This window comes from Peribacillus butanolivorans (assembly GCF_001273755.1).
In the GTDB taxonomy this organism is placed as follows: domain Bacteria; phylum Bacillota; class Bacilli; order Bacillales; family DSM-1321; genus Peribacillus; species Peribacillus butanolivorans.
Window position 1 is genome coordinate 238,932 of record NZ_LGYA01000001.1, and the last position, 25,738, is coordinate 264,669.

At 37.9% G+C, this 25,738-nt stretch carries 26 protein-coding genes and 1 pseudogene; 25 read left to right on the top strand and 2 right to left on the bottom strand.

What is annotated here, in order from left to right; genetic code table 11:
* Positions 1-9 precede the first annotated feature (9 nt).
* From AKG34_RS01095 to AKG34_RS01175, 17 genes are all read left to right on the top strand, one after another.
* Positions 10-1,038: an LLM class flavin-dependent oxidoreductase gene (locus tag AKG34_RS01095; protein ID WP_053344399.1), complete on the top strand. Its 1,029-nt coding sequence runs from the start codon at positions 10-12 to the stop codon at positions 1,036-1,038.
* Between the two features lie 78 nt (positions 1,039-1,116).
* Positions 1,117-2,451 carry an LLM class flavin-dependent oxidoreductase gene (locus AKG34_RS01100; protein ID WP_053344400.1) on the top strand — a complete coding sequence of 445 codons (1,335 nt, stop codon included), beginning with the start codon at positions 1,117-1,119 and terminating at the stop codon, positions 2,449-2,451.
* Between the two features lie 39 nt (positions 2,452-2,490).
* Positions 2,491-2,751: a glutaredoxin family protein gene (locus AKG34_RS01105; protein ID WP_053344401.1), complete on the top strand. Its 261-nt coding sequence runs from the start codon at positions 2,491-2,493 to the stop codon at positions 2,749-2,751.
* Positions 2,752-2,872: 121 nt separating this feature from the next.
* The gene (locus AKG34_RS01110) at positions 2,873-3,406 is read left to right on the top strand and encodes a GNAT family N-acetyltransferase (protein WP_053344402.1); all 534 of its coding nucleotides are present in this window, start codon (positions 2,873-2,875) and stop codon (positions 3,404-3,406) included.
* A gap of 20 nt (positions 3,407-3,426) precedes the next feature.
* Positions 3,427-4,251, top strand: coding sequence for an amino acid ABC transporter substrate-binding protein (locus tag AKG34_RS01115; protein WP_053344403.1), 825 nt, complete (start codon positions 3,427-3,429; stop codon positions 4,249-4,251).
* A 32-nt stretch (positions 4,252-4,283) separates the two neighbouring features.
* Positions 4,284-4,991 (top strand): amino acid ABC transporter permease, encoded by a 708-nt coding sequence (locus AKG34_RS01120; protein ID WP_053344404.1) that lies wholly within the window; start codon positions 4,284-4,286, stop codon positions 4,989-4,991.
* Positions 4,992-5,011: 20 nt separating this feature from the next.
* On the top strand, positions 5,012-5,722 hold the full coding sequence (locus AKG34_RS01125; protein WP_053344405.1) for an amino acid ABC transporter permease: 711 nt from the start codon (positions 5,012-5,014) through the stop codon (positions 5,720-5,722).
* A complete protein-coding gene (locus tag AKG34_RS01130; RefSeq protein ID WP_053344406.1) occupies positions 5,719-6,489 on the top strand; it encodes an amino acid ABC transporter ATP-binding protein in 771 nt (256 codons plus the stop codon). Before AKG34_RS01125 ends, AKG34_RS01130 begins: the two co-directional genes overlap by 4 nt.
* Before the next feature lie 16 nt (positions 6,490-6,505).
* Entirely contained in the window at positions 6,506-7,015 is a 510-nt protein-coding gene (locus tag AKG34_RS01135) for a GNAT family N-acetyltransferase (RefSeq protein ID WP_053344407.1), read from the top strand.
* A 14-nt stretch (positions 7,016-7,029) separates the two neighbouring features.
* Complete coding sequence (locus AKG34_RS01140) at positions 7,030-8,172, top strand: amidohydrolase (RefSeq protein ID WP_053344408.1); 1,143 nt, start codon at positions 7,030-7,032, stop codon at positions 8,170-8,172.
* Between the two features lie 590 nt (positions 8,173-8,762).
* Positions 8,763-9,797 carry an LLM class flavin-dependent oxidoreductase gene (locus AKG34_RS01145; RefSeq protein WP_053344409.1) on the top strand — a complete coding sequence of 345 codons (1,035 nt, stop codon included), beginning with the start codon at positions 8,763-8,765 and terminating at the stop codon, positions 9,795-9,797.
* A 66-nt stretch (positions 9,798-9,863) separates the two neighbouring features.
* Positions 9,864-10,697 carry a MetQ/NlpA family ABC transporter substrate-binding protein gene (locus tag AKG34_RS01150; RefSeq protein WP_053344410.1) on the top strand — a complete coding sequence of 278 codons (834 nt, stop codon included), beginning with the start codon at positions 9,864-9,866 and terminating at the stop codon, positions 10,695-10,697.
* Positions 10,698-10,747: 50 nt separating this feature from the next.
* A complete protein-coding gene (locus tag AKG34_RS01155; protein WP_053344411.1) occupies positions 10,748-11,827 on the top strand; it encodes a methionine ABC transporter ATP-binding protein in 1,080 nt (359 codons plus the stop codon).
* Positions 11,769-12,419, top strand: a complete 651-nt coding sequence (locus AKG34_RS01160) for a methionine ABC transporter permease (RefSeq protein WP_053344412.1) — start codon at positions 11,769-11,771, stop codon at positions 12,417-12,419. Before AKG34_RS01155 ends, AKG34_RS01160 begins: the two co-directional genes overlap by 59 nt.
* 35 nt (positions 12,420-12,454) lie before the next feature.
* Positions 12,455-13,306, top strand: coding sequence for a MetQ/NlpA family ABC transporter substrate-binding protein (locus AKG34_RS01165; protein ID WP_083450632.1), 852 nt, complete (start codon positions 12,455-12,457; stop codon positions 13,304-13,306).
* Between the two features lie 12 nt (positions 13,307-13,318).
* The gene (locus tag AKG34_RS01170; RefSeq protein WP_053344414.1) at positions 13,319-14,662 is read left to right on the top strand and encodes an LLM class flavin-dependent oxidoreductase; all 1,344 of its coding nucleotides are present in this window, start codon (positions 13,319-13,321) and stop codon (positions 14,660-14,662) included.
* A gap of 418 nt (positions 14,663-15,080) precedes the next feature.
* Complete coding sequence (locus tag AKG34_RS01175) at positions 15,081-15,641, top strand: thioredoxin family protein (protein ID WP_053344415.1); 561 nt, start codon at positions 15,081-15,083, stop codon at positions 15,639-15,641.
* 209 nt (positions 15,642-15,850) lie between these two features.
* Here the strand turns inward: AKG34_RS01175 and AKG34_RS01180 are convergent, their stop codons facing one another.
* Positions 15,851-16,396: a helix-turn-helix domain-containing protein gene (locus AKG34_RS01180; RefSeq protein WP_053344416.1), complete on the bottom strand. Its 546-nt coding sequence runs from the start codon at positions 16,394-16,396 to the stop codon at positions 15,851-15,853.
* A 475-nt stretch (positions 16,397-16,871) separates the two neighbouring features.
* Between AKG34_RS01180 and AKG34_RS01185 the strand changes: the two genes are divergently transcribed.
* Genes AKG34_RS01185 through AKG34_RS01195 form a run of 3 tightly spaced genes read left to right on the top strand, consistent with a single transcriptional unit; the run spans position 16,872 to position 18,798 of the window.
* The gene (locus tag AKG34_RS01185) at positions 16,872-17,111 is read left to right on the top strand and encodes a PLD nuclease N-terminal domain-containing protein (protein WP_053344417.1); all 240 of its coding nucleotides are present in this window, start codon (positions 16,872-16,874) and stop codon (positions 17,109-17,111) included.
* Positions 17,108-18,013, top strand: coding sequence for an ABC transporter ATP-binding protein (locus tag AKG34_RS01190; protein ID WP_053344418.1), 906 nt, complete (start codon positions 17,108-17,110; stop codon positions 18,011-18,013). Before AKG34_RS01185 ends, AKG34_RS01190 begins: the two co-directional genes overlap by 4 nt.
* On the top strand, positions 18,010-18,798 hold the full coding sequence (locus AKG34_RS01195) for an ABC transporter permease (RefSeq protein ID WP_053344419.1): 789 nt from the start codon (positions 18,010-18,012) through the stop codon (positions 18,796-18,798). The genes AKG34_RS01190 and AKG34_RS01195 overlap by 4 nt, the downstream gene beginning before the upstream one ends.
* A gap of 508 nt (positions 18,799-19,306) precedes the next feature.
* Here AKG34_RS01195 and AKG34_RS01200 read toward each other — a convergent pair.
* Positions 19,307-20,047: an IclR family transcriptional regulator gene (locus tag AKG34_RS01200; protein ID WP_053344420.1), complete on the bottom strand. Its 741-nt coding sequence runs from the start codon at positions 20,045-20,047 to the stop codon at positions 19,307-19,309.
* 147 nt (positions 20,048-20,194) lie between these two features.
* Here AKG34_RS01200 and AKG34_RS01205 point away from each other — a divergent pair, with 147 nt between their 5' ends.
* The 5 genes and pseudogenes from AKG34_RS01205 to AKG34_RS01225 all read left to right on the top strand — a co-directional run bounded on the left by AKG34_RS01205 (position 20,195) and on the right by AKG34_RS01225 (position 25,654).
* Entirely contained in the window at positions 20,195-21,079 is an 885-nt protein-coding gene (locus AKG34_RS01205) for a dimethylarginine dimethylaminohydrolase family protein (protein ID WP_053344421.1), read from the top strand.
* 25 nt (positions 21,080-21,104) lie between these two features.
* Positions 21,105-21,588 (top strand): annotated as a pseudogene (locus AKG34_RS26410) (hypothetical protein).
* Between the two features lie 58 nt (positions 21,589-21,646).
* Positions 21,647-23,266 carry a M20/M25/M40 family metallo-hydrolase gene (locus AKG34_RS01215; RefSeq protein ID WP_053344423.1) on the top strand — a complete coding sequence of 540 codons (1,620 nt, stop codon included), beginning with the start codon at positions 21,647-21,649 and terminating at the stop codon, positions 23,264-23,266.
* 155 nt (positions 23,267-23,421) lie between these two features.
* Positions 23,422-24,183, top strand: a complete 762-nt coding sequence (locus tag AKG34_RS01220; RefSeq protein WP_053344424.1) for a dimethylarginine dimethylaminohydrolase family protein — start codon at positions 23,422-23,424, stop codon at positions 24,181-24,183.
* 49 nt (positions 24,184-24,232) lie between these two features.
* Positions 24,233-25,654: an amino acid permease gene (locus AKG34_RS01225; RefSeq protein ID WP_053344425.1), complete on the top strand. Its 1,422-nt coding sequence runs from the start codon at positions 24,233-24,235 to the stop codon at positions 25,652-25,654.
* The last annotated feature ends 84 nt before the right edge of the window (positions 25,655-25,738 follow it).

Sequence of the window (25,738 nt, forward strand, 5' to 3'; positions counted from 1 at the left end):
GGAGATAGTATGAGTTATAAGCTTGGCATTTTAGACCAGAGCCCGATATTTCCAGGAACTTCGGCTTTTGATGCACTACAGCAAACTATTAATCTAGCTAGACATGCTGAGGAATGGGGGTATACCCGTTTCTGGGTATCAGAGCATCATCATGCAGAACAGCTGGCTGGATCTTCCCCAGAAGTATTGATATCGTACTTGTTGGCCCAAACAAAATCGATTAAGGTGGGATCTGGAGGTGTAATGCTTCAGCACTATAGCCCATATAAAGTGGCGGAAAACTTTCACGTGTTATCAAATCTTTCACCTGGCAGAGTAGACCTTGGTATTGGAAAAGCACCCGGTGGTCTCCCCTTATCAACGAAGGCGCTACAGTTTGGTACTGTGAATGATGGAAAAGATTTCGAAGAGCGGTTATCTTTTTTGCAAAAAATAATTGAAAATTCGGTTAATGAAACTCACCCGCTTGCAGGTATTCAAGCGACACCACTCCCTTCGAAAAAACCAAAAATGTTTCTGCTTGGTGCGAGTGCTGACAGTGCCAGGCTAGCAGCTGATCTTGGTATAGCTTATGTATTTGCTCGATTTATCAATAGTAATGAGACTGTACTCGAAGATGCTGCACGCATTTACCAAAGTATCTATCCAACTGGGAGCTTTAAGGTATCAGTTTCAGTGATTGCTGCTCCTTCACAACAAGAAGCAGAACAGTTAACAGGTGATCAAAAGATTGTGAAAGTTCATCTCCAAAGTGGTCGTTCTGTTACGGTCCAAACACTTGTGCAAGCAGAGTTATTTGGGAAGCAGTCTGGGGAGTCTTACGAAATAGAAGAACAGGATTCCAATATTATTGCTGGAACTCCCTCTTACGTGAAAGGGATATTAACAAATTTTCATGAAAACTATGGGGTAGATGAGTTTATCTTACATACGCCGATTTTAAAAGAAGCAGAACGATTCAGGTCTTTTCAGCTGTTAAGTCCACTTTTACCTGAAGAGGATCACTTTACGAGCCAAAAGAAAGCCTTCATTAATTAAAGATGTTCAGTAGATGGCTGGCTGCAAAGTTAAAAATGGATTCACGTGTTTTCTATGAAAATTAAAGGAGGAGTATCAATGTCCAAGCAAAGAAAGTTGAAATTGGGAGCACTTATACATGGAGTTGGAGGGAGTATATCTGGTTGGAGGCATCCTGACATTCAAGCAGATGCCAGTGTTAGTCTTGAATTTTATAAGGAGCAGGCTCAGAAGGCCGAAGAGGGAAAGTTCGATTTACTTTTCATTGCTGACGGTTTGTTTATCAATGAAAAGTCAATTCCGCATTTTTTAAATCGATTTGAACCACTGACCATTTTATCCGCACTCGCTGCTTTTACATCAAGAATAGGGCTTGTCGGAACTGTTTCCACCTCATACAGTGAGCCATTTACTGTAGCCCGGCAATTTGCTTCACTTGATCACATTAGTCAAGGTCGTGGCGGATGGAACCTTGTTACTACACCTCTTGAGAGTACGGCTTTGAACTATAACAAAACGATTGAAGAACACCCTGATCATGCCAAACGCTATCGGATAGCATCAGAATATTTACAAGTTACCAAAGGGCTTTGGGATTCCTGGGAGGATGACGCGTTTACTCGGGATAAAGAGTACGGTGAGTTTTTTGAACCTTCTAAATTGCATCAATTAAATCATAAAGGAGAATTTTTCTCAGTGCAGGGACCACTTAACATTGCTAGATCTAAACAAGGGCGGCCTGTCATTTTCCAAGCAGGTTCATCAGAAGCAGGCAAGAGTCTTGCGGCTAAAGAAGCGGATGCAATCTTTACGGGTCAACCAACATTGGAAGAAGCGCAGAACTTTTATCAAGATGTAAAAAACAGAGCTATTGCATTTGGGAGAAATCCTGATGAACTTGTAATTCTGCCAGGAATCGCTCCAATCATTGGTGCAACTGTGGAAGAAGCAGAGAACAAATATCAAGAACTCGCTAACCTAGTTTCTATAGATAAGGCGCTTGACTATTTGGGACGATACTTTGATCATCATGATTTTTCTCAATATGAACTGGATGCGCCTTTCCCAGATCTCGGACACATCGGAAAAAACAGTTTCCGAAGTACGACTGACCGAATTAAACAGGAAGCCAAGGAGAAACAGTTAACGCTCCGTCAAGTAGCACTTAAGGAGACTACACCTCGGACTTCTTTTATTGGAACTCCAGAGAAAATAGCGGATTTGATCCAGCAATGGTTCGAAGAGGAGGGTGCGGACGGGTTTATTTTTACTTCAAGTGTTCCAAATGCTTTGCGCGACTTTGTAGACTATGTGGTGCCTATCCTTCAAAAAAGGGGGATATATCGTACTGAATATGAAGCAGAAACATTAAGAGGCAACTTGGGACTTCCATTCCCGGAAAATCGTTATGCCAAAGAAAGCATTAATCAATAATTGAAGAATCATTTAAAAAATTTGAAGGAGGAATACGAAATGGGAGATGCGTTATCTGTCGTCGTTTGGTCCAAACAAGGATGTCACTATTGTGAAGAGGTTAAACAATACTTGAAAGAAAAGGACATTGCTTATCAAACAGTGGATGTTACCAATCATGATGAACGGCGAGATATTTTAGAAATCAAATATGGTGTCCGACATGTGCCTATAATTGAAATTGGGCGAGGTAACGTATATGAGAGTGTTACAGAAGTTGGAATTCCACATCTTGAAGAAGTACTTGAACGTGTACAATAACAAAAAATCACGCGTTTAAATCTGGGTCTATAAGCATGACTGATTGATTTAAAGAAAGATTGCAGATATAAATCCGATTATTCTGGTACATATAATATGTTATAGAAGTGGGGAGTTAATCATGACACAGCTAATCCGTCTTGCCACTGTAAAAGATGCTCCCGAAGTGCTAAACGTTACACTTCGGGCTTATGAACCAATTAGAGAATTGAATATTAACTTTCTGGCTGCGACAGCTGATTTGCAGCTAGTGACGAATAATATTAGGCGGAATCTCACTTATGTTTTAGAACAGGAGGGCCAAATTGTTTCTACTGTGACAGTTCGTCATCCATGGAATGACCCTGATCAGTTCAGTCCATACCCATTCATTTGGTGGTTTGCAGTCGACCCCCTTTACAAACAAAAAGGTTTTGGCTCGACTTTGTTAACCTGGGTGGAAGAAAACGCACTTCGGAAACAGGTGAAAGCGCCGGCTGTCTATTTGGCGACAGCTGATCGTCATCCTTGGCTTGTTTCCATTTATGAAAGAAGAGGCTATGAGATTTTTGCTGAACGAGATCACGATGGAGAAAAAATTGTGTATCTTCGTAAAATTCTCGATGAAACGTTGTATCGCATTATTGAAAATAAAGAACCAATTGTTAGTAATTAAAAACGTCGGGGGAATTTGAGATGAAAAAAACATTATTAATTGTTATGGCACTGCTACTTACTTTTTTGGGAGCTTGCTCTTCGAAAGAAACAACGAGTACAGCAAAATCAAGTTCTGGAGGTTCAAAAGATAAAAAAGTTCAGAAAATCATTGTCGGAACAGGAACGCAATTCCCTAATATTTGCTTTTTAGATAAAAATGGTAAGTTGACAGGGTATGATGTCGAGTTGGTACGTCAAATCGATGAAAAGCTACCTGAATATGAATTTGAATTTAAAACGATGGAATTTTCGAATCTATTATTAAGTTTAGAAACGAACAAAATCGATTTTGTTGCTCACCAAATGGAGGTGAATGATGAACGAAAAGAAAAATTTCTATTTAATAAAGAACCATATAATGTCTTTCCCCTTCAAGTTACAGTTCATCAGGACAACAATGATATTCATTCGATTAAAGATCTAAAAGGAAAAAAAGCGATAGTGAGTGCAACGAGCAATTCTGCTGTTTTTCTTGAAAAGTATAATAAAGAAAATAATGCCGGTATTGAAATTGTCTATTCTGGCCAAGGCGTAGATGATACGAAAAATCAAATCAAAACTGGTCGGGCGGATGCTACCATTACTACACCATTTGCAGTCGACTTCTTAAATAAACAAGCAGATGCACAGCAAAAGGTTGTGGGTGAGCCACTTCTTAATTCAAAAGTATACTTTTTACTAAGAAAAGACGAAACGCCTTTACAGAAGAGAATTGATGAAGCACTTGTGGAGCTGAAAAAAGATGGGGTAGTTAGCGAACTAAGTAAAAAGTGGCTGGGCGCAGACTATTCAGTAGGATTTTAATTAGATAGCAGTAAGCGCGGAGGTGCTAAAGCATGGGGAAAGCATTTGATCCTTCATTAATTGTCGATTTCATTCCGACGTTAATATATTACCTTGGAGTAACATTGCAAATTCTGGCAGCATCCGTTTTATTAGGAATGGTCATCGGGATAGCGGCAGCCATACTGAGATTATTTCGTATCCCTGTTTTGAATCAATTTGTCATTTTGTATATTTCATTCATTCGGGGAACTCCTATTTTAATACAATTATTTCTAGTTTTTTATGGACTGCCTGCAATCCTTTTATTCATTAATATTGATATTTCAAGAATGGATGCTCTGTATTTTGTCATTATTACTTATGCATTAAGTAATGGGGCGCATTTCGCAGAAATATTCCGAGGAGCGATTAAGGCTGTCGATTATGGGCAAACGGAAGCAGCCTATTCTGTTGGCATGAATAATAGTCAAAGTTTCTTTCGAATTGTGCTTCCTCAGGCAATACGGATTGCTTTTCCGAATATCGCAAACTCTATTATCGGATCCTTGAAGGATACCTCACTTGCCTTTACCATCGGCGTAATGGATATGATGGGTAGGGGAGAGACATTAATTGCTGCAACTGCACATGCTCTCGAAGTCTATCTCTCATTAGCTGTTATCTATTATGCAGTCGTGCTATTGTTTGAGAAAATATTCAGACTTTATGAAAATCGCATTAATCGGCATCAAACTGTTGATGTGTCTGTTACTGGATAACAAAGGGAGGAGAGAAGGACTTGACGATTGATATTCTATTTATTTGGACTGCTTTTAAGGAGATTATTAAAGCACTTCCGATCACACTTATCTTAACGATTCTTCCTCTTCTTGCAGGTTTTATTATCGGTCTCGCTGTTGCCTTGATTAGGATATATAAAGTGAAATTTCTATGTAGAGTTGCAAATGTATATGTTTCCTTCTTTAGAGGAACACCGATTATTATGCACATAATGCTCATTTATTTCGGTTTTCCATTATTAATCGATCAAATTTCTAAAAAATTTGACTTGGGTATTCAATCTAATTCCATTCCGATCATTTTATTTGTCTTAACCGCCTTATCGTTGAGTGCGGGTGCCTATTTATCAGAAATATTCAGATCGGGAATTATCAGTGTCTCCAATGGCCAAATGGAGGCAGCCTATTCCGTAGGTATGAATTCGTTTCAAGCCATGACGCGAATTGTTTTGCCACAGGCCATTGCTCAGTCCATCCCGAATTTCACGAATATTTTCATTGGATTCTTGCATACGTCATCCATTGCTTTCATTGTATCGCAAAAAGAAATGACAGGAGCAGCCAATATAGTTGCATCCACCAATTTGAAATTTTTGGAGTCTTTTATCGCTGCTGGTTTAATTTATTGGGGCCTCACAATCATTGCAGAGGGGCTTTCGTTTTTAATTGAGAAAAAGGCCACTGCCTATAATCGAGGAGGAGTACAATGATTTATTTAAAAGATATAAAAAAATCATTTAACCAGCAGCCCGTTTTAAAAGGAATTAATTTGAAAATAGGCAAGGGAGAAGTAGTTACCATACTTGGACCAAGTGGATCTGGGAAAACAACCCTGCTTAGGTGCTTGAACTTTCTGGAGAAACCAGATGAGGGAATTGTTCAAGTGGGAGATGTACAGGTGGAGTCTAAGAAGGCGACCAAAAGGGAAATCTTATCCCTTAGAAGACAATCGGCAATGGTTTTTCAGCATTATAATTTATTTGCTCATAAAACTGTTTTGGAGAATGTAATGGAAGGGTTAATTGTTACAAAAAAATATAAGAAAGCTGAAGCGAAACGGGAAAGCGAGCTGTTATTGGAAAAAGTAGGTTTGGGAGATAAGCATAACTATTTCCCTTCGCAATTGTCAGGAGGTCAACAGCAACGTGTTGGAATTGCTAGGGCACTTGCTTTAAATCCGGAGGTCATTCTATTTGACGAGCCAACCTCGGCACTCGACCCTGAGTTGGTCGGTGAGGTGCTTTCTGTCATAAAAGCAATTGCACAGGAAGGCATCACGATGGTGATTGTAACCCATGAAATGAGTTTTGCTAAAGAGGTATCGGATCGTGTTCTTTTCATGGATCGCGGGGTCATTGTAGAAGAAGGTTCACCATTGGAGATTTTCAATGCTCCAAAGGAAGAGCGAACACGTCAATTTTTAAACCGGATATCAAGAGATTTTTCCGTATCGTTTTTAGAAGAAAGGGCCAATTAAAGGAAGGGGCAAAAGTATGATTAGTACAATCGTAGTAGATGAATTGATTGAAGAAGATAAAGAGACGGTCCGCCGCTTATTGGTAGAAAGTTATCAACAATATGAACATGAATATTCGAACCCAGAAGCTTGGGAGGGATATTTAAAAAATATAGAATCCTCGGTGGATAATCCACATGTTGATAAGGTGTTGGTTGCAAAGTGCAATCAGGATATCCTTGGTACATTGCAGCTTTTTCAGTCATCTGAAAAAGCATATGAAAAGCCGGAACTTGGGATTTTTTCACCAATCATTCGGTTGTTGGCCGTTCATCCCGAATCAAGGGGACGCGGTATCGCACAGGAATTATTAAAAGCTAGTGTAATTTATGCAAAATCGCAAGGTGCGTCCAGTTTGTATCTACATTCTACTGATAAGATGCATAAAGCCATTAAACTATACGAATGGTTTGGCTTTAAACGGGATCGAACGAAAGAATTTCAAAATCATGATATTTTAGTAAAATGCTATCGCTTAGATTTATAGAAGGAGGCGACTGTATGAGTCGAGAGCTGGAAAAGCGCTTAATATCGATACGGCGCCATTTACATCAATATCCGGAGTTATCAAATGAAGAATTTGAAACGACAAAATCGATACAAACGTGGCTCGAGGAAGAGGGCATTGAGATCCGTCATACAGGATTGAAAACAGGTGTTTTTGCAGATATAAAGGGTGGTAAACCCGGACCGACAGTAGCCATAAGGGCGGATATCGATGCTCTTCCGATTGAGGAACGAACCGGGCTTCCATTTGCTTCGAAAGTAAAAGGAGTGATGCATGCTTGCGGCCATGATTTTCATACGGCAGCTGCAATAGGTGCTGCCTACCTTTTAAAAGAATATCAATCAGAGTTGTCCGGGACAGTGCGATTGCTTTTTCAACCCGCAGAAGAATTAGGTGGCGGAGCGGTGCATGTGATAAAAGATGGTCAAATTGACGATGTAGCGGCTGTGATTGGGCTGCACAATAAACCCAATTTGCCTGTCGGCACCATTGGGATAAAAGATGGTCCGTTAATGGCGGCGGTGGACCGTTTTCAAATTGTTCTTCAAGGGAAGGGGAGCCATGCGGCCATCCCTCAAAACGGAAAAGATCCAATAGCGGCAGCGGCTCAGCTTATTACCGCTCTTCAAACTATCGTCAGCCGGAATGTATCCCCATTAGATTGTGCTGTGGTGAGTGTTACGAGAATAACAGGTGGAAACACTTGGAATGTAATTCCGGGTGACGTCATATTGGAAGGAACGATTCGAACCTTTAATTCTGGAATCCGCGAAGAAGTAACAGAAAAGTTTTATTCGATTGTGAATCATGTTGCAGCTGCTTTTTCACAGGAAGCTGAGATTGGTTGGTTTCCTGGGCCCCCTGCGCTTCTTAATCATCCTGCAGTTACAGAGATGGCACGCGTGTCTGCTCGGCAGCAATCATTGCATGTAATCAATCCAGAACCTTCAATGGGTGGTGAAGATTTCGCTTATTACCTTCAACATATCCCCGGTACCTTTGCCTTTTTTGGTACAAACGGAAACGAAGACTGGCATCATCCAGCTTTTACTGTTGATGAAAAATCCATTATTAAAGCCGCTTATTTTTTATATGAAAGTGCCAAGGCTTTATTACATAACCAGGGTAAGTGGTGAACATACATGACAAAGGTGCCAGACACAATCTAAAGTTGGTTCGTGCCTAGCACCCTATTTGTCGTAATTCCAAGGATATCTGCAACTTAATTTCAAGCAAAGGCATGATAAATCCACCACAAATTAACTATTCAGATAGCTGCTTTTGTGTTGTGTAAGCTCCGTGAATGACTTATCCGATTGGGAGCCTCTTTTCTCTTCTGCAAGTCAGCTGATGCGAACATTGCCCCCTCCATTTTTCCTTAACTACATAGCCACTCTTCGTTCATTAATTCATTCAAGTTTTTCATAGATTCTTCTATCCTTTTCTCTTCCTCTCATTGATGATTCTTAGTTCTGATAGGGTTTAGAAGATTAGATCTCTATAAAAAATATTTCTTAACCCTAATAGGCGAAAGTGAGGTTAAGTAATTTGGCAAAGGTATTCCATACTCATAAGCGAATGATAGAGTTTTTTAATCAATTAAATAAATTTTTCTATCAAATAAGGTGTTGTCAAGTGCTTGTTTACAATGTTAGGATGAATTTCAATCAAATTAAAACAACTAATTCGATTTGTTAACTAGGTATTGATGATTGGAGGGAGATATATGAGTTTTAAGCTTGGAATATTAGATCAAAGCCCCATTTTTCCTGGGAATTCGGCAGTTGATGCACTTAAGCAAACCGTAAACCTAGCTCAAAAAGCTGAAGAATGGGGATATACCCGTTTTTGGGTATCGGAACATCATCATATGGAACAAGTTGCTGGATCTTCACCGGAAGTATTAATTTCTTATTTATTATCGCAAACCACATCCATTCGTGTAGGTTCGGGAGGTGTCATGCTTCAGCACTACAGTCCTTATAAAGTCGCTGAAAATTTTCATGTTTTATCCACTCTTGCCCCGGGGAGGGTAGATCTTGGCATTGGTAAAGCACCAGGTGGATTTCCTTTATCAACAAAGGCATTACAATTTGGAACTGTAAATGATGGAAAAGATTTTGGGGAACGTGCATCCTTATTGCAAAATATTATTGAAAATTCAATCAATGACGATCACTTGCTCTCTGGTATTCAAGCAACACCGATACCGCCTGAGAAACCCGAAACTTTTCTGCTTGGTGCCAGTTCAAACAGTGCTCAACTAGCCGCTAACCTCGGAATGGATTTTGTATTCGCCAGATTTATTAATAGTGATGATACCATGCTGAATGAAGCTTCCTCTGCTTACCGAAGCAAGTACCCAGATGGTCGTTTTATCGTATCAGTAGCCGTTGTGGCTGCTCCTACCCAACAAAAAGCAGAGGAGCTGGCAAGCGATCACAAACTATTTAAAGTTCATCTTCAAAGTGGCCGAACGTTGACAGTTCAATCACGTGAACAGGCTGAATCATTTGAGAAGCAGGCTGGTGAAGCTTACGAAATAGAAGAGCAGACCGCAAGTGTTATTGCTGGGACTCCAGGATATGTAAACGGAATTTTAAAGGAACTTCATAAAACTTATCAAGTGGATGAATTTATCTTGCATACACCGCTCCGAAAAGAAGTAGAACGGATCCAATCATTTCAGTTGTTGAGTCCGCTTTTCTTAGGGGAAGAGACTATACATATAGAAGGAAAAGAAAACATCCAGCGGATATGAATCCGCTGATAAATATTTGCAAGTATTTATTCCAATATAAAAGGATAAAAAAAGGAGTGAGGAACATTGAAGAAAATTAAATGGCTGTCAGTGACGATTTTAACAGTAGTATTACTGGTATTAGGAGCTTGTGGAAATAATGAGCAAACATCATCGGAGAGTAAAGGAGACAAAGATGAGGAAGTGACTTTGAAAATTAGTGCAGCCTCGATTCCACATGCCGAAATTTTAGAGTTTATCGCACCGGATTTAGAAAGACAGGGCGTGAAACTAGAAGTAGTGATTTCTACGGATGGTATTCAAACGAATCAACAAACAGCAAACAAAGAATTGGATGCAAACTTCTTTCAACATACACCGTATTTAGAGCAAGTAAATAAAGATAGTGGTTTAAATTTGGTTAATGTGAAGGGCGTACATATTGAACCATTTGGTGTCTACTCCAAGAAAATTAAGTCTATAGGGGAATTGTCAGACGGAGCGAAAGTAGCCGTACCGAAAGATCCAGTAAACTTTTCACGAGCGTTACAGCTTTTTGCGGCAAATAATATCATTGAGTTGGATTCGTCTAAGTCAGGGGATTATACGATTGAGGATATTACAAAAAATGATAAAAAAATAGAATTCATTCCAGTCGACTCCCCTCTTTTAGTTCACTCGCTTGACGATGTGGAAGCGTCGGCCATTAACACAAACTACGCGCTAGAAGGAGGGTTAAAACCTCTCGATGATGCACTGATAATTGAAGGAAAGGATTCACCATATGTTAACATTTTAGTTGCTCGTCCAGACAATAAGGACGATAAAGCGATCCAAAAGCTTGCGAATGCATTAACGACGGAAAAGGTCAAAGAATTTATTTTAGATAAATATGAAGGAGCCGTCGTACCTGCGTTTTAAGTGAAGTGAGTTTTCTAAACCAAACTAGTTAAAAAGAGGAGGTGGCCACTTTGATTGAATTTCGTCAGGTTTCAAAAGTATTTGATGACGGAGAGAAGAAAATTGAAGCGTTAAAGGAGATTAATATAACCGTTGAAAAAGGGGATATATTCGGAGTCATCGGTTTTAGTGGAGCAGGAAAAAGTACACTCATCCGAACTGTGAATCTATTAGAATATCCTACTTTAGGTGAAGTGATTGTAGAAGGAAAAGATCTAGCAAAGATGTCTGAAAAAGATTTGCGTGAAGCTAAGAAAAATATTGGCATGATTTTTCAGCATTTTAATTTACTTAATTCCAAAACAGTCTTTGATAATGTGGCGATGCCATTATTGTTAAGTAAAAAAAAGAAAAAAGAGATTGAAGAACGAGTTTATGAGATTCTCCGCTTTGTTGGTCTAGAAGACAAAGCAAAGAATTATCCAAATCAGCTATCAGGTGGACAAAAGCAGCGTGTCGGGATTGCCCGTGCGTTGGCTACAAACCCTTCGATTCTATTATGTGATGAAGCAACATCGGCATTGGATCCACAAACAACAAAATCAATCTTGAATCTATTGAAACGGATAAATGATGAATATAAAATTACCATTCTAATTATCACGCACGAAATGGAAGTGATTAAAGAAATTTGTAATCGGGTTGCAGTGATGGAGGATGGTAGCGTGATTGAATCAGGAAATGTGTTCGATATTTTTGCCCGTCCACGAACAGAAACAACACGTAACTTCATTCGATCGGTTGTTCGCGATGAAGTGCCATCAAGTGTTTATGGGTTGCTAAAAGAGGATGCCTATTTCAGCCGTATTTTTAAAATTGATTTTTTTGGATTGAGCTCTGGGCAGCCTATCGTTTCAAAAACAGCGAAGAGGTTTAATGTGGAAATAAACGTTCTGTTCGGCAATATTACTGAGTTACAAGGCATCCCATTTGGTAATTTAATTGTTGAAATAATAGGAAATGATGATGAAATTGATCGGGCATTACAGTTTATAAAGAATCAAAAGGTTGAAGTGAAGGAGGTTACGAAGGATGGAAGTCAGCAAAGAGCTCATTTTAAACGCATTGTGGGAAACGCTGTACATGGTTAGTATTTCACTTTTTTTTGGAAGCATCATTGGAATATTCTTAGGCATTTTATTGGTTGTAACAAGAAAAGGTCATATTTATGAAAATAGATTTATTTTTTCTATTGTGAATCCAATTGTAAACATTTTCCGATCGATTCCGTTTATTATCTTGCTTGTGGCGATTATTCCATTTACAAGACTAATTGTTGGTACGTCGATTGGTACGACAGCAGCAATTGTACCACTCGTGCTTCATATTGGCCCATATATCTCAAGACTTGTAGAGAATTCGCTATTAGAAGTAGATGAAGGCATTATTGAAGCCGCGAAAGCTATGGGAGCAACACCGTTACAAATTATTTTCAGGTTTTTAATGCCTGAGGCTTTTGCGTCGTTAATTCTGAGTATAACAACTGCAACAATTGGTTTAGTAGGCGCTACAGCTATGGCAGGAGCTATAGGTGGCGGTGGACTTGGTGATGTAGCTATAACATATGGCTATCAACGCTTTAGCACTATTACGATATTCGTCACCGTTGTAATTCTAGTAATTGTAGTTCAGGGAGTACAAAGTTTAGGAAATATACTCGAACGAAAAATTAGAAGAGTGTAGTGGTGGTACTGAACAGACAGAGAGGGGAATTAATGATGAAAAAATGTATTTTACCTTTATTGCTTATCTTGGGGGTGTTATTGACAGGTTGCTCAAGTGATTCAACTAATGCGGGAGGGAAACAAACGAAAGTGAAGGTCGGGATTAGAAATTCTGAACTTCGAACATGGGAATTTTTAAAGGAACAGGCTGAAAAAGAAGGGGTGGAAATTGAAATTGTTAATTTCTCATCGGCTTATGATCCGAACGAAGCGCTGGCAGAAGGGGATATTGATATCAACGCCTTTCAACATGTTGCCTATTTAGATTCATTTAATGCGAAGAACGATACAGACATCGTTCCAATTGGGACTACAATTATTGCTCCTCTCGGTTTGTATTCAAGTAAATATAAATCGGTGGAAGAAATTCCAAATGGTGCACAAATTGCTGTGCCCAATGACCCAGCAAACTGGGGAAGAGCTTTATTGTTATTACAAGAAGCAAAACTCTTAAAAGTTGTTGATGACTTTGACGGAAATGGTGGACAGGACAAAATAAAAGAAAATCCGAAGAAAATCGAAATTGTTCCTGTCGATAGTGCCAGTGCTCCACGTGTGATGGAAGATACAGCTGGTTCGGTGATTAATAATGGAGTTGCGGTAGAAGCGGGACTAAATTTAAAAGATGCTCTTATTTATGAAAGTAGTACTGCAAAGCCTTATATTAATATCATAGCGGCTAGGAGTGAAGATCAAGACAATGAAATTTACCGAAAATTAGTTGATCTCTATCAATCAGAGAAAACGGCTAAATTTATTGAAGAAACTTACAATGGAAACTATATTCCAACATTCATTACCTTGAAAGAATTGAGCAGTTATAAGGAGATATATTCTAATAAATAAGGAGAGATTAGAATGGCTCAAGACAGACAGATGAAGCTAGCTGCTTATCTGATTGGAACAGGTATGCATGTTGCGTCGTGGCGACATCCGGCATCAAATCCGAATGCAAGTATTGATGTGAAAGCTTTGCAAAGACTGTCAAAAATTGCGGAGAAAGGGAAATTTGATCTTGCCTTTGTGGCAGATAGTTTGGCCATCAATCATGAATCGCATCCTCAAATACTTAATCGATTTGATCCGATTGTACTAATTACAGCATTAGCTGCAGCGACAGAAAAAATTGGCATTGGGGCGACGGCTTCTACAACCTACAGTGAACCATATGTACACGCTCGCCAATTTGCTTCCGTTGACCATATAAGCGGCGGAAGGGTGGGGTGGAATGTTGTTACAACAGCTGATGCGACCGGAGAGACGGCCTTGAATTTCAGTCGTGATAAACATTGGGCACACGATCATCGTTATGAACGAGCAGAGGAGTTCATCGACGTTGTGCAGGGATTATGGGATTCTTGGGAAGATGATGCATTTGTGTATAACAAAGAAACGGGACAATTTTTTGATCCTGATAAAGTGCATGAGCTTCATTATAAAGGCAACTATTTTTCGGTTAAAGGTCCGTTGAATATTGCACGATCGGCGCAGGGACAGCCGGTCATTATTCAAGCGGGTGCTTCTCTACCAGGGCAGCGATTAGCCGCTCGAACAGCCGAAGTCGTTTTCACACATTGGGATAACATTGAAGAATCGAAACGATATTATCAAGAATTAAAATCGTCCTTAATGGATTTTGGAAGAAGTGGAGAGGAGCTCCACATCCTTCACGGCATTTCCCCTATTATCGGAGAAACCGAAGAAATAGCCGTTCAAAAATACAATAAACTCCAAAGTCTCGTCGACCCTTATGAGAGTTTGAAATTCGTTTCTGGTTATATGGGCAATGTTGATTTTTCGAAATACTCTTTAGATACGCTAGCGAAGGATGTTGAGTTTCCATCAGTAAATAGCATACAAAGTAACTTTAATGAAATGAAGAAAATTATTGATGAAGAAGACTTAAAAGTCGGTGAATTATATGCGAGATTTTTCAGTCCTGCCAGACGTGATAGATTTGTCGGTACACCAACTCAAGTAGCCGATGAAATGGAGGTATGGTTTACCGAAAAAGCTGCAGATGGCTTTATGCTTCAATTTCCACTGTTACCAGGCGACTTAGAGGATTTCGTCGAGATGGTTGTTCCAATTTTACAGGAGAGGGGTTTGTTCCGTTTGGACTACGAAGGAGACACTCTCCGTGATCACCTTGGATTAAAGAATCCAAAAAATCGCTTTGTTAATGAAGAAATAGCAAATTAAGGAGAGCAAGGATTAGATTTCTCACATCTTCGTTATATCCATCAAATGAAGGCATATATTAGGTGCGGACAAAGGAAAGAGAGACAAGGAGAAATCCTAGCCCCTCCATTCTTTTCTCCAACCTATATATATGACTTTTTTTGTTTATAGAAGAATCACCAATCATGATGCTGCCGGAAATTACCGGTACACAGCAAATAACTGACTGAATGCTCAAAATATAATAGTTAGTTAGCCCTAGCTTTTAATTGTAATTAGAGTTTTCCCTTTACACACGAGAAAGAAAACATGTTTTTACTTTATCAGGCTGCTGTTAGTGATCCACAACTCGGAAAATCTTGTTGATTATTAGAGTGGAAACAATGAAATCATAAGTTGTTTATGGTACTTTTAAATAAATAAAGATAGGAGAATTATGATGAAGACTTTGAATGAATGGTTTGAAAAGGGGATTCCTGCTAAAGATTTTGTTGCTTCGATGAAAGTTCATAAAGAAAGCTTACAATCGATTTATGATCGGTTTTCTGTTTCGGAGGTAGACCAAGATTTTTTTAATGATTTAAAAGCGAAAGACCTTCGAGTTATTATCATTACTGAAGACTGGTGCGGAGACGCGATGATGAATATACCTATTCTTTTAAACATTGCAGAAGCCGCAAATATTGAAACTCACATGGTTTTACGTGATCAAAACCTTGAGCTGATAGATCAATACTTAACAAATGGAACAGCACGTTCAATTCCTATTTTTATATTTATTGATAAGAATGGTGAAGAAAAAGCGGTTTGGGGGCCTCGTGCACCAAAGGTACAAGAGTACGTAATGGAGTTGCGATCGGATCTGCCAGCTAAGGATGACGAGCGCTTTGAGGCAGAGCAAAAAGAAGTATTTAAAAAAATAACAGAGGCTTTTTCTGAAGATAAGCAGCTTTGGAACGAAGTATACTGCAGTATAAAAGAAACCTTAGTTAAGATATAAAATCTGAATTACCCCCTCGTTTCCCCGCGGATAGTTAATTACCACACTGAAAGCCTCTCCGATAAGAAGAGAAGCGTGGGTGTAACCCGAAAAAACGAGTGTAAAACGTAAGCTGTTTTACACTCGTTTTTTTATTTGTAGTGTTTTTTTCTATATGTTAAGGATATGGTTCATGGCGCCTTGTTTTGGGTCAGCCTTTTTTCATTTGTTTATGATTCTGGAATAATGGTAACGCCAATGGTTCGAATTGGAGAATCCTGTTTAGCACTTTGGTTCGTGGCTTTGTAGTATTTTAACATTAGATCGTTTAATTCATTTTGAAAGTTAATAAAACTTTCATCATCAAGCTTAAGTTCTATAAGTGAAAAGGTTGAACCATCTTCTGAGCAATCTCGTTCTTCTAATTTAGTAAGGTAATTTTGATATTGAGTCATAAGTGATAATTGATAATAAGAATAATAGTTCAACTTTTTCTCATTAGAAGATTTTTTCCACTCTTCTCCACTAAGTCGTGCCTCTTCTTCATTTAAAACGTAGTATTTTTCGGAAACTGATCTCACTTTTTTCTCTTTCACAATACGAATAACTCCAGAATCTAACAAAACTTGTATATGTCGATACAATGTTGCCTGAGGTACATCTTTAATGATTTTTAACATTTCTAGTGGTGTTAATCCATTTTCTTTGTTTCTCATTAAAGCTTGGGAGATCTTTATTCTTACGGGGTGCATTAAAATTTCAGCTTTATTAATCATTTTATTCTCCTTACATTAGAAATTTGATACTACATAATGATAATCAATTCGATAATCCCAATATTGTTCTTTTCTTATCATATAGATCACGAATAATAACTTCATTTTGTCATATAGTGTATGGTTAAATCATTTTCATTTAAGTAAGATAATAGTAAAAGAATACATTTAATCAAATTAGAAAATTTTTACCGTAATGTATTTTGAAGAAAGTAAGATGCATTTAAAAATTATATGTCTTTTTTTAAAAGATGAAATGTGTTCATACAATAGGATTAATAGCTTTTAGCATACATAAATCCCATTATATTTTTATTATTATTTATAATGATAATATTATCATTATAAATAATAATAAAAACTAAAACAATATTTTTAAAAGAAAAAAATAGGTGTAATATTCCAATTATAATGTTATCATTATTGATAATGATAGCATTATAATTGGAATTATTAAATGATAGGAGTGGTAGGTATGCAATTGCATTACGGATGGGACGAATTTAAGAATGTTGATTTCATGTCTTTTCTGCCGATTATTTTACCGGTAATTGCTATTGGATTTATTTTAGTCCTTATAGCTTTAATTGATTTATACAGACATCGAAAAACGAGGAAAAATATTTTATTGTGGACACTCATTATTATTTTTGTAAACACTCTTGGTCCAATACTGTACTTTGTTATTGGTAGAAAGGACAGTGACAGAATATGAAATTAGAAATCAAAAATGTTACTAAAAAATTTAAAGAAAAAACAGCGGTTAATAATTTTTCAATGGAACTACAATCAGGGGAATGTGTTGGATTGATAGGGCCTAATGGGGCAGGTAAATCGACACTAATAAAAGTAATTGCAGATATTATAGATCCAAGCATGGGAGAAGTCTTACTTGGTGGTAAGAAAATTTCTAAAATGAAAAGGGAAATAGGCTACTTACCACAATACCCAAACTTTTTTCAATGGATGACTGCCAAAGAAACCCTTACTTTTATGGGACAGCTATCAGGAATAAAGAAGGAAGAATTAACACGGAGTATTCCAGAAATAATGTCGAAAGTAGGGTTAAGTGGGGAAGAGAATTCAAAGGTAAGAACCTTTTCAGGTGGAATGAAACAGAGACTTGGAATTGCACAAGCATTGTTACATAAACCATCTTTGATTGTAATGGATGAACCGGTTTCGGCATTAGATCCAATTGGTCGAAGAGAAGTTCTAAATATAATAGAAGAAATAAAGAAAGAGACGACCATTTTATTATCAACACATATATTAAGTGATGCAGAAGAAATATGTGAGAGATTTGTCATTATAAAGAATGGTGAAAAAATTGAAGATACTACAATGACAGAATTATTAAACAGGAATAGTGAAAATAAAATTAATGTTGATTTAACAGTTAAAAATCAAGAATGGATTGAAATCGTTAAAAGCTTGAACTTTGTAAAAGGTGTAGAGGTAATAGGAAATAAATTAAAAATAGAAGTGGAAAATATAGAATTAAACAAGAATTTATTACTGGCGAGTGCTCTGGAACACAATGTTGATCTTGTACGGTTTGAAATAGATAACGATACATTGGAAGAGATATTCTTAAAATTGGTGGTGGAAAAATGAATAATTTTACCGTTTTAGCGAAAAAGGAATTTGTGCAGATGGTACGTGAATTCAAAGTTATTTGGCTGCCTCTTGTATTTATATTTTTAGGATTAACTCAACCAGTTGTTAGTTATTACTTACCTTCAATATTAAAGGCACTAGGTGGAGGCCAAGGGATCACTATTGATCCAAGTATGGCTGCTCAAAAAGGCGGCGAAGTACTTGCTAGTACATTAGGGTCTCAATTTGATCAATTAGGGGTCATGATTATTATCGTTTCCATGATGGGGGTCGTACAGTCTGACAAAGCAAATGGTATGTTAGCCTTTATTCTTACAAGACCTGTTACGGTTGGTTCTTATATAAGTGGAAAAGTTATTTCCAATTATTTGTTTGTTGCTTGCAGTGTAGTGCTAGGATACTTGGTCTCATATCTATATGTTATTTTATTGTTTACGAGAGTTGATTTTGTGGACTTATTAGTAGCTTTGTTGTTCTATCTGATGTGGATTCTATTTATAGTTTCATTCACGACAATGATCAGTACTATTTTTAATAGTCAGGGTATTATTGCATTAATATCAATAGTATTTTTACTGGGCTGTAGAATCGTAGTGGGTTTAAGTCCTGTTTTAGACAATGTAAACCCGGCAAGTATGAGTAAACATGCTATGGAAGTACTTATTTTAGGAACAGTCAATACAGATGTAATCTGGAGTGTAATATCGACAATTGTATTGTCAGCACTAACAATCTTAGTAACAAACATATGGATTTCTAAAAAGAAATTTAATAATGAATAAGTAGAAGGCAGAAATGTGTTTATCATGAAGTGATGGGGGGATGATAACATTGTTAAGCATCACAGATTTAGAAAAAAGTTACTCAACCAAGAAAATTTTAAACGGTGTAAATTTAAAAATAAAAAAAGGGGAAATTTTATCGAACCACAACCTTAGAATAATAGATGAAATCTATATTTTAAAGTTGTGGTGATTTCAGACACTCTTGGGTCCTTTTTTATTATGCCATCGGTTTCAGAGACAAGGTTTTGAAGTAAAGTGACACCCGTTCTATCTGCTTAGGATCTGAGGCCTACTATCCTTTAATTGGTTTGATGGAATAACAATCTACCATATTGATCGCTTTGATTATTTGCGTTAATTGCAAGGGAAAGACTGAAATTTTAACGAAAAGATTAATTCGGAAAAGAAGTGACGACTTATTAAAATTTTCAGGGTTTATTATAAATCAAAAAGATTTTAATGGATGAATCGTTTCGTGAATACCGTTCATCCACTGGTCTCATATTCATGGTCCTCTATACCCCAATTTTGAAGAAACTCGATTGCCGGTTTCAATCACATTTTTAATGAGAAAATCAAGTCTGTCTTCTGTCAAGTTAAAGCTGACAAAACCAATACTCACTGCCCCATGCACTTCTCCAAAATGGTTTAAGACTGGAACAGCTACAGAAGATGTTCCTTCTGTTCTTTCACTGTGACTGATTCCATGTCCCTTCATTTTAGTTTCTTTCAATATATCCCAAAAAGCTGCTCTTTCTTGAACTGGCAAAAGAGCATCTACGATTTTTTTCGCTTGATTATATGGCATATAGGCGAGCATTACCTTATTAGCAGCTCCAATATGCATAGGGACTCGTGAGCCAAGCTGGTCATAAACACGGATTTGGCTTTTTTCACTGTCGATTCGTTCGATAATGAGTGACTCAATTCCTACTGGCTGGCTGAGATAGACGCTTTCCTCCACTTTGTTCATAAGCCTTTCTAGTTCAGGCCTTATTTGACTGATGTAATCCATTTTGTCATACATACGCAAACCATATTCGAGCCAAATATTTCCTAAACCATATTGTTTGGATTGTTCGTCTTGTTGAATTAGGCCATGCTTGGACATTGCTTTTAACAAACGGTGCATGGAACTAACCGGAAGTTCACATTCTTGAGATAGTTCCGTAATAGACAGCCAGTTTTCCGATGAATCGGAAACTAGCACCTTAATAACGTTCATGGCCCGGTCAATTGATTGCATAAACTTACCACCTATCTTTCATTACGAGTTACAAAAAAACTGAAGATTTAAAACATATTGACATTATACCATATTTAATTTTATAATTTAAGAAAATTTCCTATTGCCGGAAACGTTTTCCGATATGCGGAAAAAGGAGGGAAGGTAATGACATATTGTTCGTCTATGTACCAACCATTAGAACGTGTCATTGTAAAACATCCGAACGACGCTTTTATTAGTCAAGAACATATAAGCCAAGAATGGCGGAATTTCAACTATGTAGAAGAGCCAGATTTCAAAGAAGCCCTAACAGAGTATGGTGACTTTATTTCTATTTTGGAGAAATATGTTCCAAACATCGATTATTTGCCCGCATCTTCGGAAGTCGGAATGGACTCCTTATATGCCCATGATCCTGTAAAATTCACAAGTGAAGGAGCCATTATTTTAAAGTCTGGGAAAGAATTGAGACAGCCTGAAGCAAATGTATACAAGGAGTTTTGTAAGGAGAAGGACATACCGATTATTGGTGTTTTAACTGGTGATGCTGTCGCAGATGGCGGTGATATCGTTTGGCTTGATGATCGGACACTTGTTGTCGGACATGGTTATCGTACAAACGCTGAAGCTATTCGTCAATTAAAAGAAATGACCGCTCATCTTGTCGATGAATTCATCGTAGTCCAGCTTACACATGATCAAGGCGAGGCAGAGTGCCTCCATCTTATGTCCTTTATCAGCATGGTAGACCATGATTTAGCAGTAGTCCATTCTCGTCTTATGCCAGTATTTTTCAGAAAACTGCTTATTGATCGCGGTATTCAGCTTATTGAAGTGCCGGATGATGAGTACATGAACTTAGGCTGCAATGTGCTTGCATTAGCTCCGCGTGTTTGTGTAATGTCTTCTGGTAACGCTTACACAAAACAACAGCTTCTTGATGCTGGAGCCACAGTATATGAATACAAGGGAACTGAAATCAGTTATAAAGGCACTGGCGGACCGACTTGTTTAACCTGTCCAGTTGTACGTACGAATATCAAATATTGAGGGGGAAATTAAGTATTAACATGTAATTGTAAAAACACTGGGAGAAAGTTATGTAAATGGTTTAACAACCTCCGACTTAGGCAAGCCAGATTATGAAAGATTATTAGAGAAGCATGAAATGCTTATGTGGAAGCATTAATAAAATGCGGGGTTTCAGTTACACACTTGCCAGCAAGCGAGGAATTTCCAGATTCAACATTCGTTGAAGATACCGCTGTCTGAAAACAGGAATCGCCTACCTTGGGAAAAACTTGATTGTAGCTGCAGGTGAATTTATCAATCATCATAATTTTTCACAATACAAGAAAATAACGGTTTCAACTCAAGACGAATACTCAGCAAACTGTATCCTTGTAAATGATTATGTGATAATTCCAAAGGGATATGAAGAGACGAAACATAAAATGAATGAAGTTGGTTTTAAAACGAATGAACTGGAAATGTCTGAGTTCCAAAAGCAGGACAGTGGATTGAGAACTACGCTTTTAAAAAACAGAAAATTTAGATAAAAGAAGGTTGGTTTTTCCTACGTTCTTACATTTATTAAAAATCGGAAGGGGGATTTCAATGAGTCGATTACTATGGGGTACACCTGAAACTCTTCGTGCTTTATTATGTGAACTTGTTAGCTGGGAAAGTCTTACTCTTACTGAAGGGGAATGCATGTTTCCTTATAAAGTTCAAGAGAAATTAAGCAAGCTTGATTATTTTAAAAGGAATCCAGAGCACTTATCACTTCACGAAGTTGATCTAGGGAGAAATTTTGTCAATGCCTTTTACAAACATTCTGAAGCAAAGGATACAGTCGTATTAATTAGCCATTTTGATACGGTTCAGACTGAAGAATACGGCGATCTTGAGACTCTTGCTTTTCAACCAGAGGAGCTTACAAAAAAACTTCATGAACGAAAAGATAATTTACCGGAAGAAGCGCGCATTGATCTTGAATCGGGAAAGTACTTGTTTGGAAGAGGAACGATGGATATGAAAATGGGACTTGCCCTTCATATGGCTCTCATCGAAAAAGCAAGTATCGAACAATGGTCTATCAATCTTCTGCTACTAACCGTCCCAGATGAGGAAGTGAATTCAGCGGGAATGAGAGCTGCAGTTAAAGAACTTGTGACTTTGCGTGATAAATATGACCTTTCTTATAAAATGTTTTTTAACAGTGAACCATCTTTTTCACAGAAACCGGGAGATGATAGACATTATATCTATTCTGGAACGTTGGGAAAAATCATGCCGGCTGCTCTTTTTTATGGAAAAGAAACTCACGTTGGTGAGCCTTTAAAGGGAATTACAGCTAACTATATTGCCTCGTTCCTTACTCAACTCATGGAGTGGAGCACTCTGTTTCAGGAAAGTGATCTCGGAGAGGATACACCTTTACCCGTTTCGCTTCAGCAAAAAGATTTGAAATTACAATATTCAACACAGACTCCTTATCGTGCAGCCGCCCTTTATAATGTTTTCATTATGAAAAGAAGCGCTGCTGAAATTATGGATATATTCGAGCAGGTTGCACAGGAAGCAGCGATAATGTGCAATGAATCATATAAAGCTGTTTGCCGGCGTGAACAGATTGAAGGTGTAGGCGAAGTAAAAGTATTGCGCTACGAAAAGTTACTTTCTTATGCCGAGGGGAAATTTGGTGCAAATTTTGTTGAGGAAATAAAGAGTGAAGTCCAAGGAAACATGGATTGGGATGAGCGGGAAAAATCACTGCGAATCGCAGATAAACTGATGATTCAATGTCAGGAGCTTGCGCCGGCTATTGTATTGCTGTTTGCGCCGCCCTATTATCCAGCTGTTAATACGTCCAATGACCCGTTTATCATCGATTCTGTGCAATTAATAAAGGAAACTGCAGCCAGGTTTAATAAAGAAGTCAGCCAAATTCATTATTTTAATGGTCTTTGCGATTTAAGCTATGTTCAATATAGTGATGAGGCTGATGGCTGGACGGCTTTTGAAAAGAATACGCCAGTCTGGGGCGATACTTATAGCATTCCTTTCGCTGATATGCTTCAACTTCAAGCACCCGTGCTCAATGTAGGGCCGTTCGGCAAAGATGCACATCAGCGTACAGAGCGCCTTCACATCGATAGTGCCTTTGTCCATACTCCTGCTATGATAGAGAGTTTGATAAAGAGTATGTTTAAGAGTTTGGTAGAGAGTCGATAGAAACATTTCTGCAAGGCCAGTGGTGCCGAAAATCCAATAACTAAAAAACTACTTGTACAGTTTGGAGCACAAGTGCACTAAGGTACGGAAGGTTCAGGTGGTTTAACTGTCCCTATTTTAAAAAAGTTAAGTTAACTATATTAGGAGGAATAAATATGTTTAAACATGCGATTGTACGAAAGATTGGTAAAAGTTTTGTAAATGGTTTAACAACATCGGATTTAGGAAACCCAGATTATGAAAAAGCGCTGGTACAACACGAGGCTTATATAGAAGCATTAAAACGCTGCGACGTGAAAGTGACTGTTCTCGAATCGGATGAAACATACCCTGATTCTACGTTTGTAGAAGATACCGCCGTGTTGACGCCAAAATGTGCCCTTGTAACGAATCCTGGTGCAGATAGCCGAAATGGTGAGATTATTGAAATGAAAGAAGTTTTAAAAGACTTTTATGACACAATTGAGTATATTCAATCCCCAGGTATGTTAGATGGCGGAGATGTTATGCAGGCTGAAGATCGCTTCTATGTTGGACTTTCTTCAAGAACAAATGAAGCAGGTGCTCGGCAGTTCAAAGATATTATGGGTAAGTATGGTTATGATACGACCATCATTCCTCTTAAGAAATTCTTTCATTTAAAAACGGGTGTGAATTATCTAGGAGACAATAATTTATTAGTGGCCGGAGAATTCATCAATCATGAAGCTTTTTCTAGCTATAATCAAATTGTTGTAACAGAGGACGAAGAATATTCGGGTAACTGCGTCCGAATGAACGACTACATTATTGTCCCGAAAGGATTTGAGGGAACAAAGAAAAAGATTGAAGATATTGGATACACTGTGATTGAAGTGGAGATGTCAGAATTCCAAAAACAAGATGGCGGTCTTAGTTGTCTCTCATTAAGATTCTAAGTTAGTTAGGAAGAAGGTGGATTAATAGCAAAGAAAAGGACGTGATAATATGGGGAATGGTTTGGAAAACAATGAACAACTGCAACGCTCAATGAAAAGACGTCATTTATTTATGCTTTCGCTTGGTGGCGTTATTGGGACAGGCCTATTTTTAAATGCAGGCTATACAATTAATCAAGCAGGGGCTGGAGGGGCTCTGGTGGGTTATTTAGCAGGTGGTCTTATTTTGTATATGGTAATGGTCTGTCTAGGCGAGCTAGCTGTTCATATGCCGGTTACAGGTTCATTCCAAAAATATGCTGCTACATATATTGGACCTTCCGCTGGTTTTTCGCTCGGATGGATGTATTTCGTCGGTTCAGCCGCAACTGCAGGAGTTGAGTTTACAGCAGCGGGAATATTGATGAAACACTGGTTCCCTCATGTTCCTATCTGGATTTGGTGTGCTGTGTTCATTGTACTTTTATTTACATTGAATGCGTTAACGACAAGAGGTTTTGCAGAGGCGGAATATTGGTTCGCTGGAATAAAAATCGTTGCGGTAATCTTGTTTATCTTAATTGGAATCGCTGGCATCTTTGGCTTTGTCTCCTTATCTGATCGTCCAACCCCATTCTTTGAGAATCTAGCTCCTTCTGGACTTTTCCCAGCAGGTGGTATTGCAATTGTCTTTGTGACAATGATGAATGTAATATTTTCTTATCAAGGCTCAGAACTAATAGGGATTGCAGCAGGGGAAAGTGAAAATCCTGAAGAGAACATACCTAGAGCTATTCGAAATGTAATTTTTAGAATCATTGTATTCTACATTGCGTCCATTATTATTCTTTCTGCCATATTCCCTTCTTCTGAATTAGGTTTATTAGAAAGTCCTTTTGTAACTTTAATGAAGATTGCAGGGGTCCCTTATGCAGCAGGTATCATGAACTTTATTATTTTGACAGCTATTCTTTCTGTTGGAAATTCATGTCTTTATGCATCTTCACGTTTACTTTGGTCGATGGCACATGATGGAATGGCACCTAAGATATTTGGTACTTTGTCTAAGAGAAAAGTACCGTTGAATGCCCTTCTTTTTACAATGTCTTTTTCACTCTTATCGTTATTGACCAGCTTTATTGCTGCTGATACTGTGTTCGTATTACTTATGTCAATCGCAGGTATTTCTGTCACGATTTCATGGATGGGAATTGCTTTATCGCAATATATGTTTCGAAGGAAGTTTTTAAAAGCGGGTGGGAAAACGGAAGAATTACAATACAAAGTACCATTTTATCCATTTGTCCCATTGTTTTGTTTAGGATTTTGCTTTTTGATTCTAGTATTTCTAGCTTTTGATTCTACTCAACGAGTCGGATTATTTTATGGGATAGGATTTTTAATCGCCTGTATATTATTCTATAAATTTAAACTGGCTAAGAAAGTAGAGTCAACAATAAATGTTGATAGTAGTAATGAAAAAATAATGTAGTTTAGAATCTATAGGGCATTATCGCCTTGGATTACTGGGTTAGGATAAAATTCGATTTTTATCTAAAATGTAAAAAGGACTGAT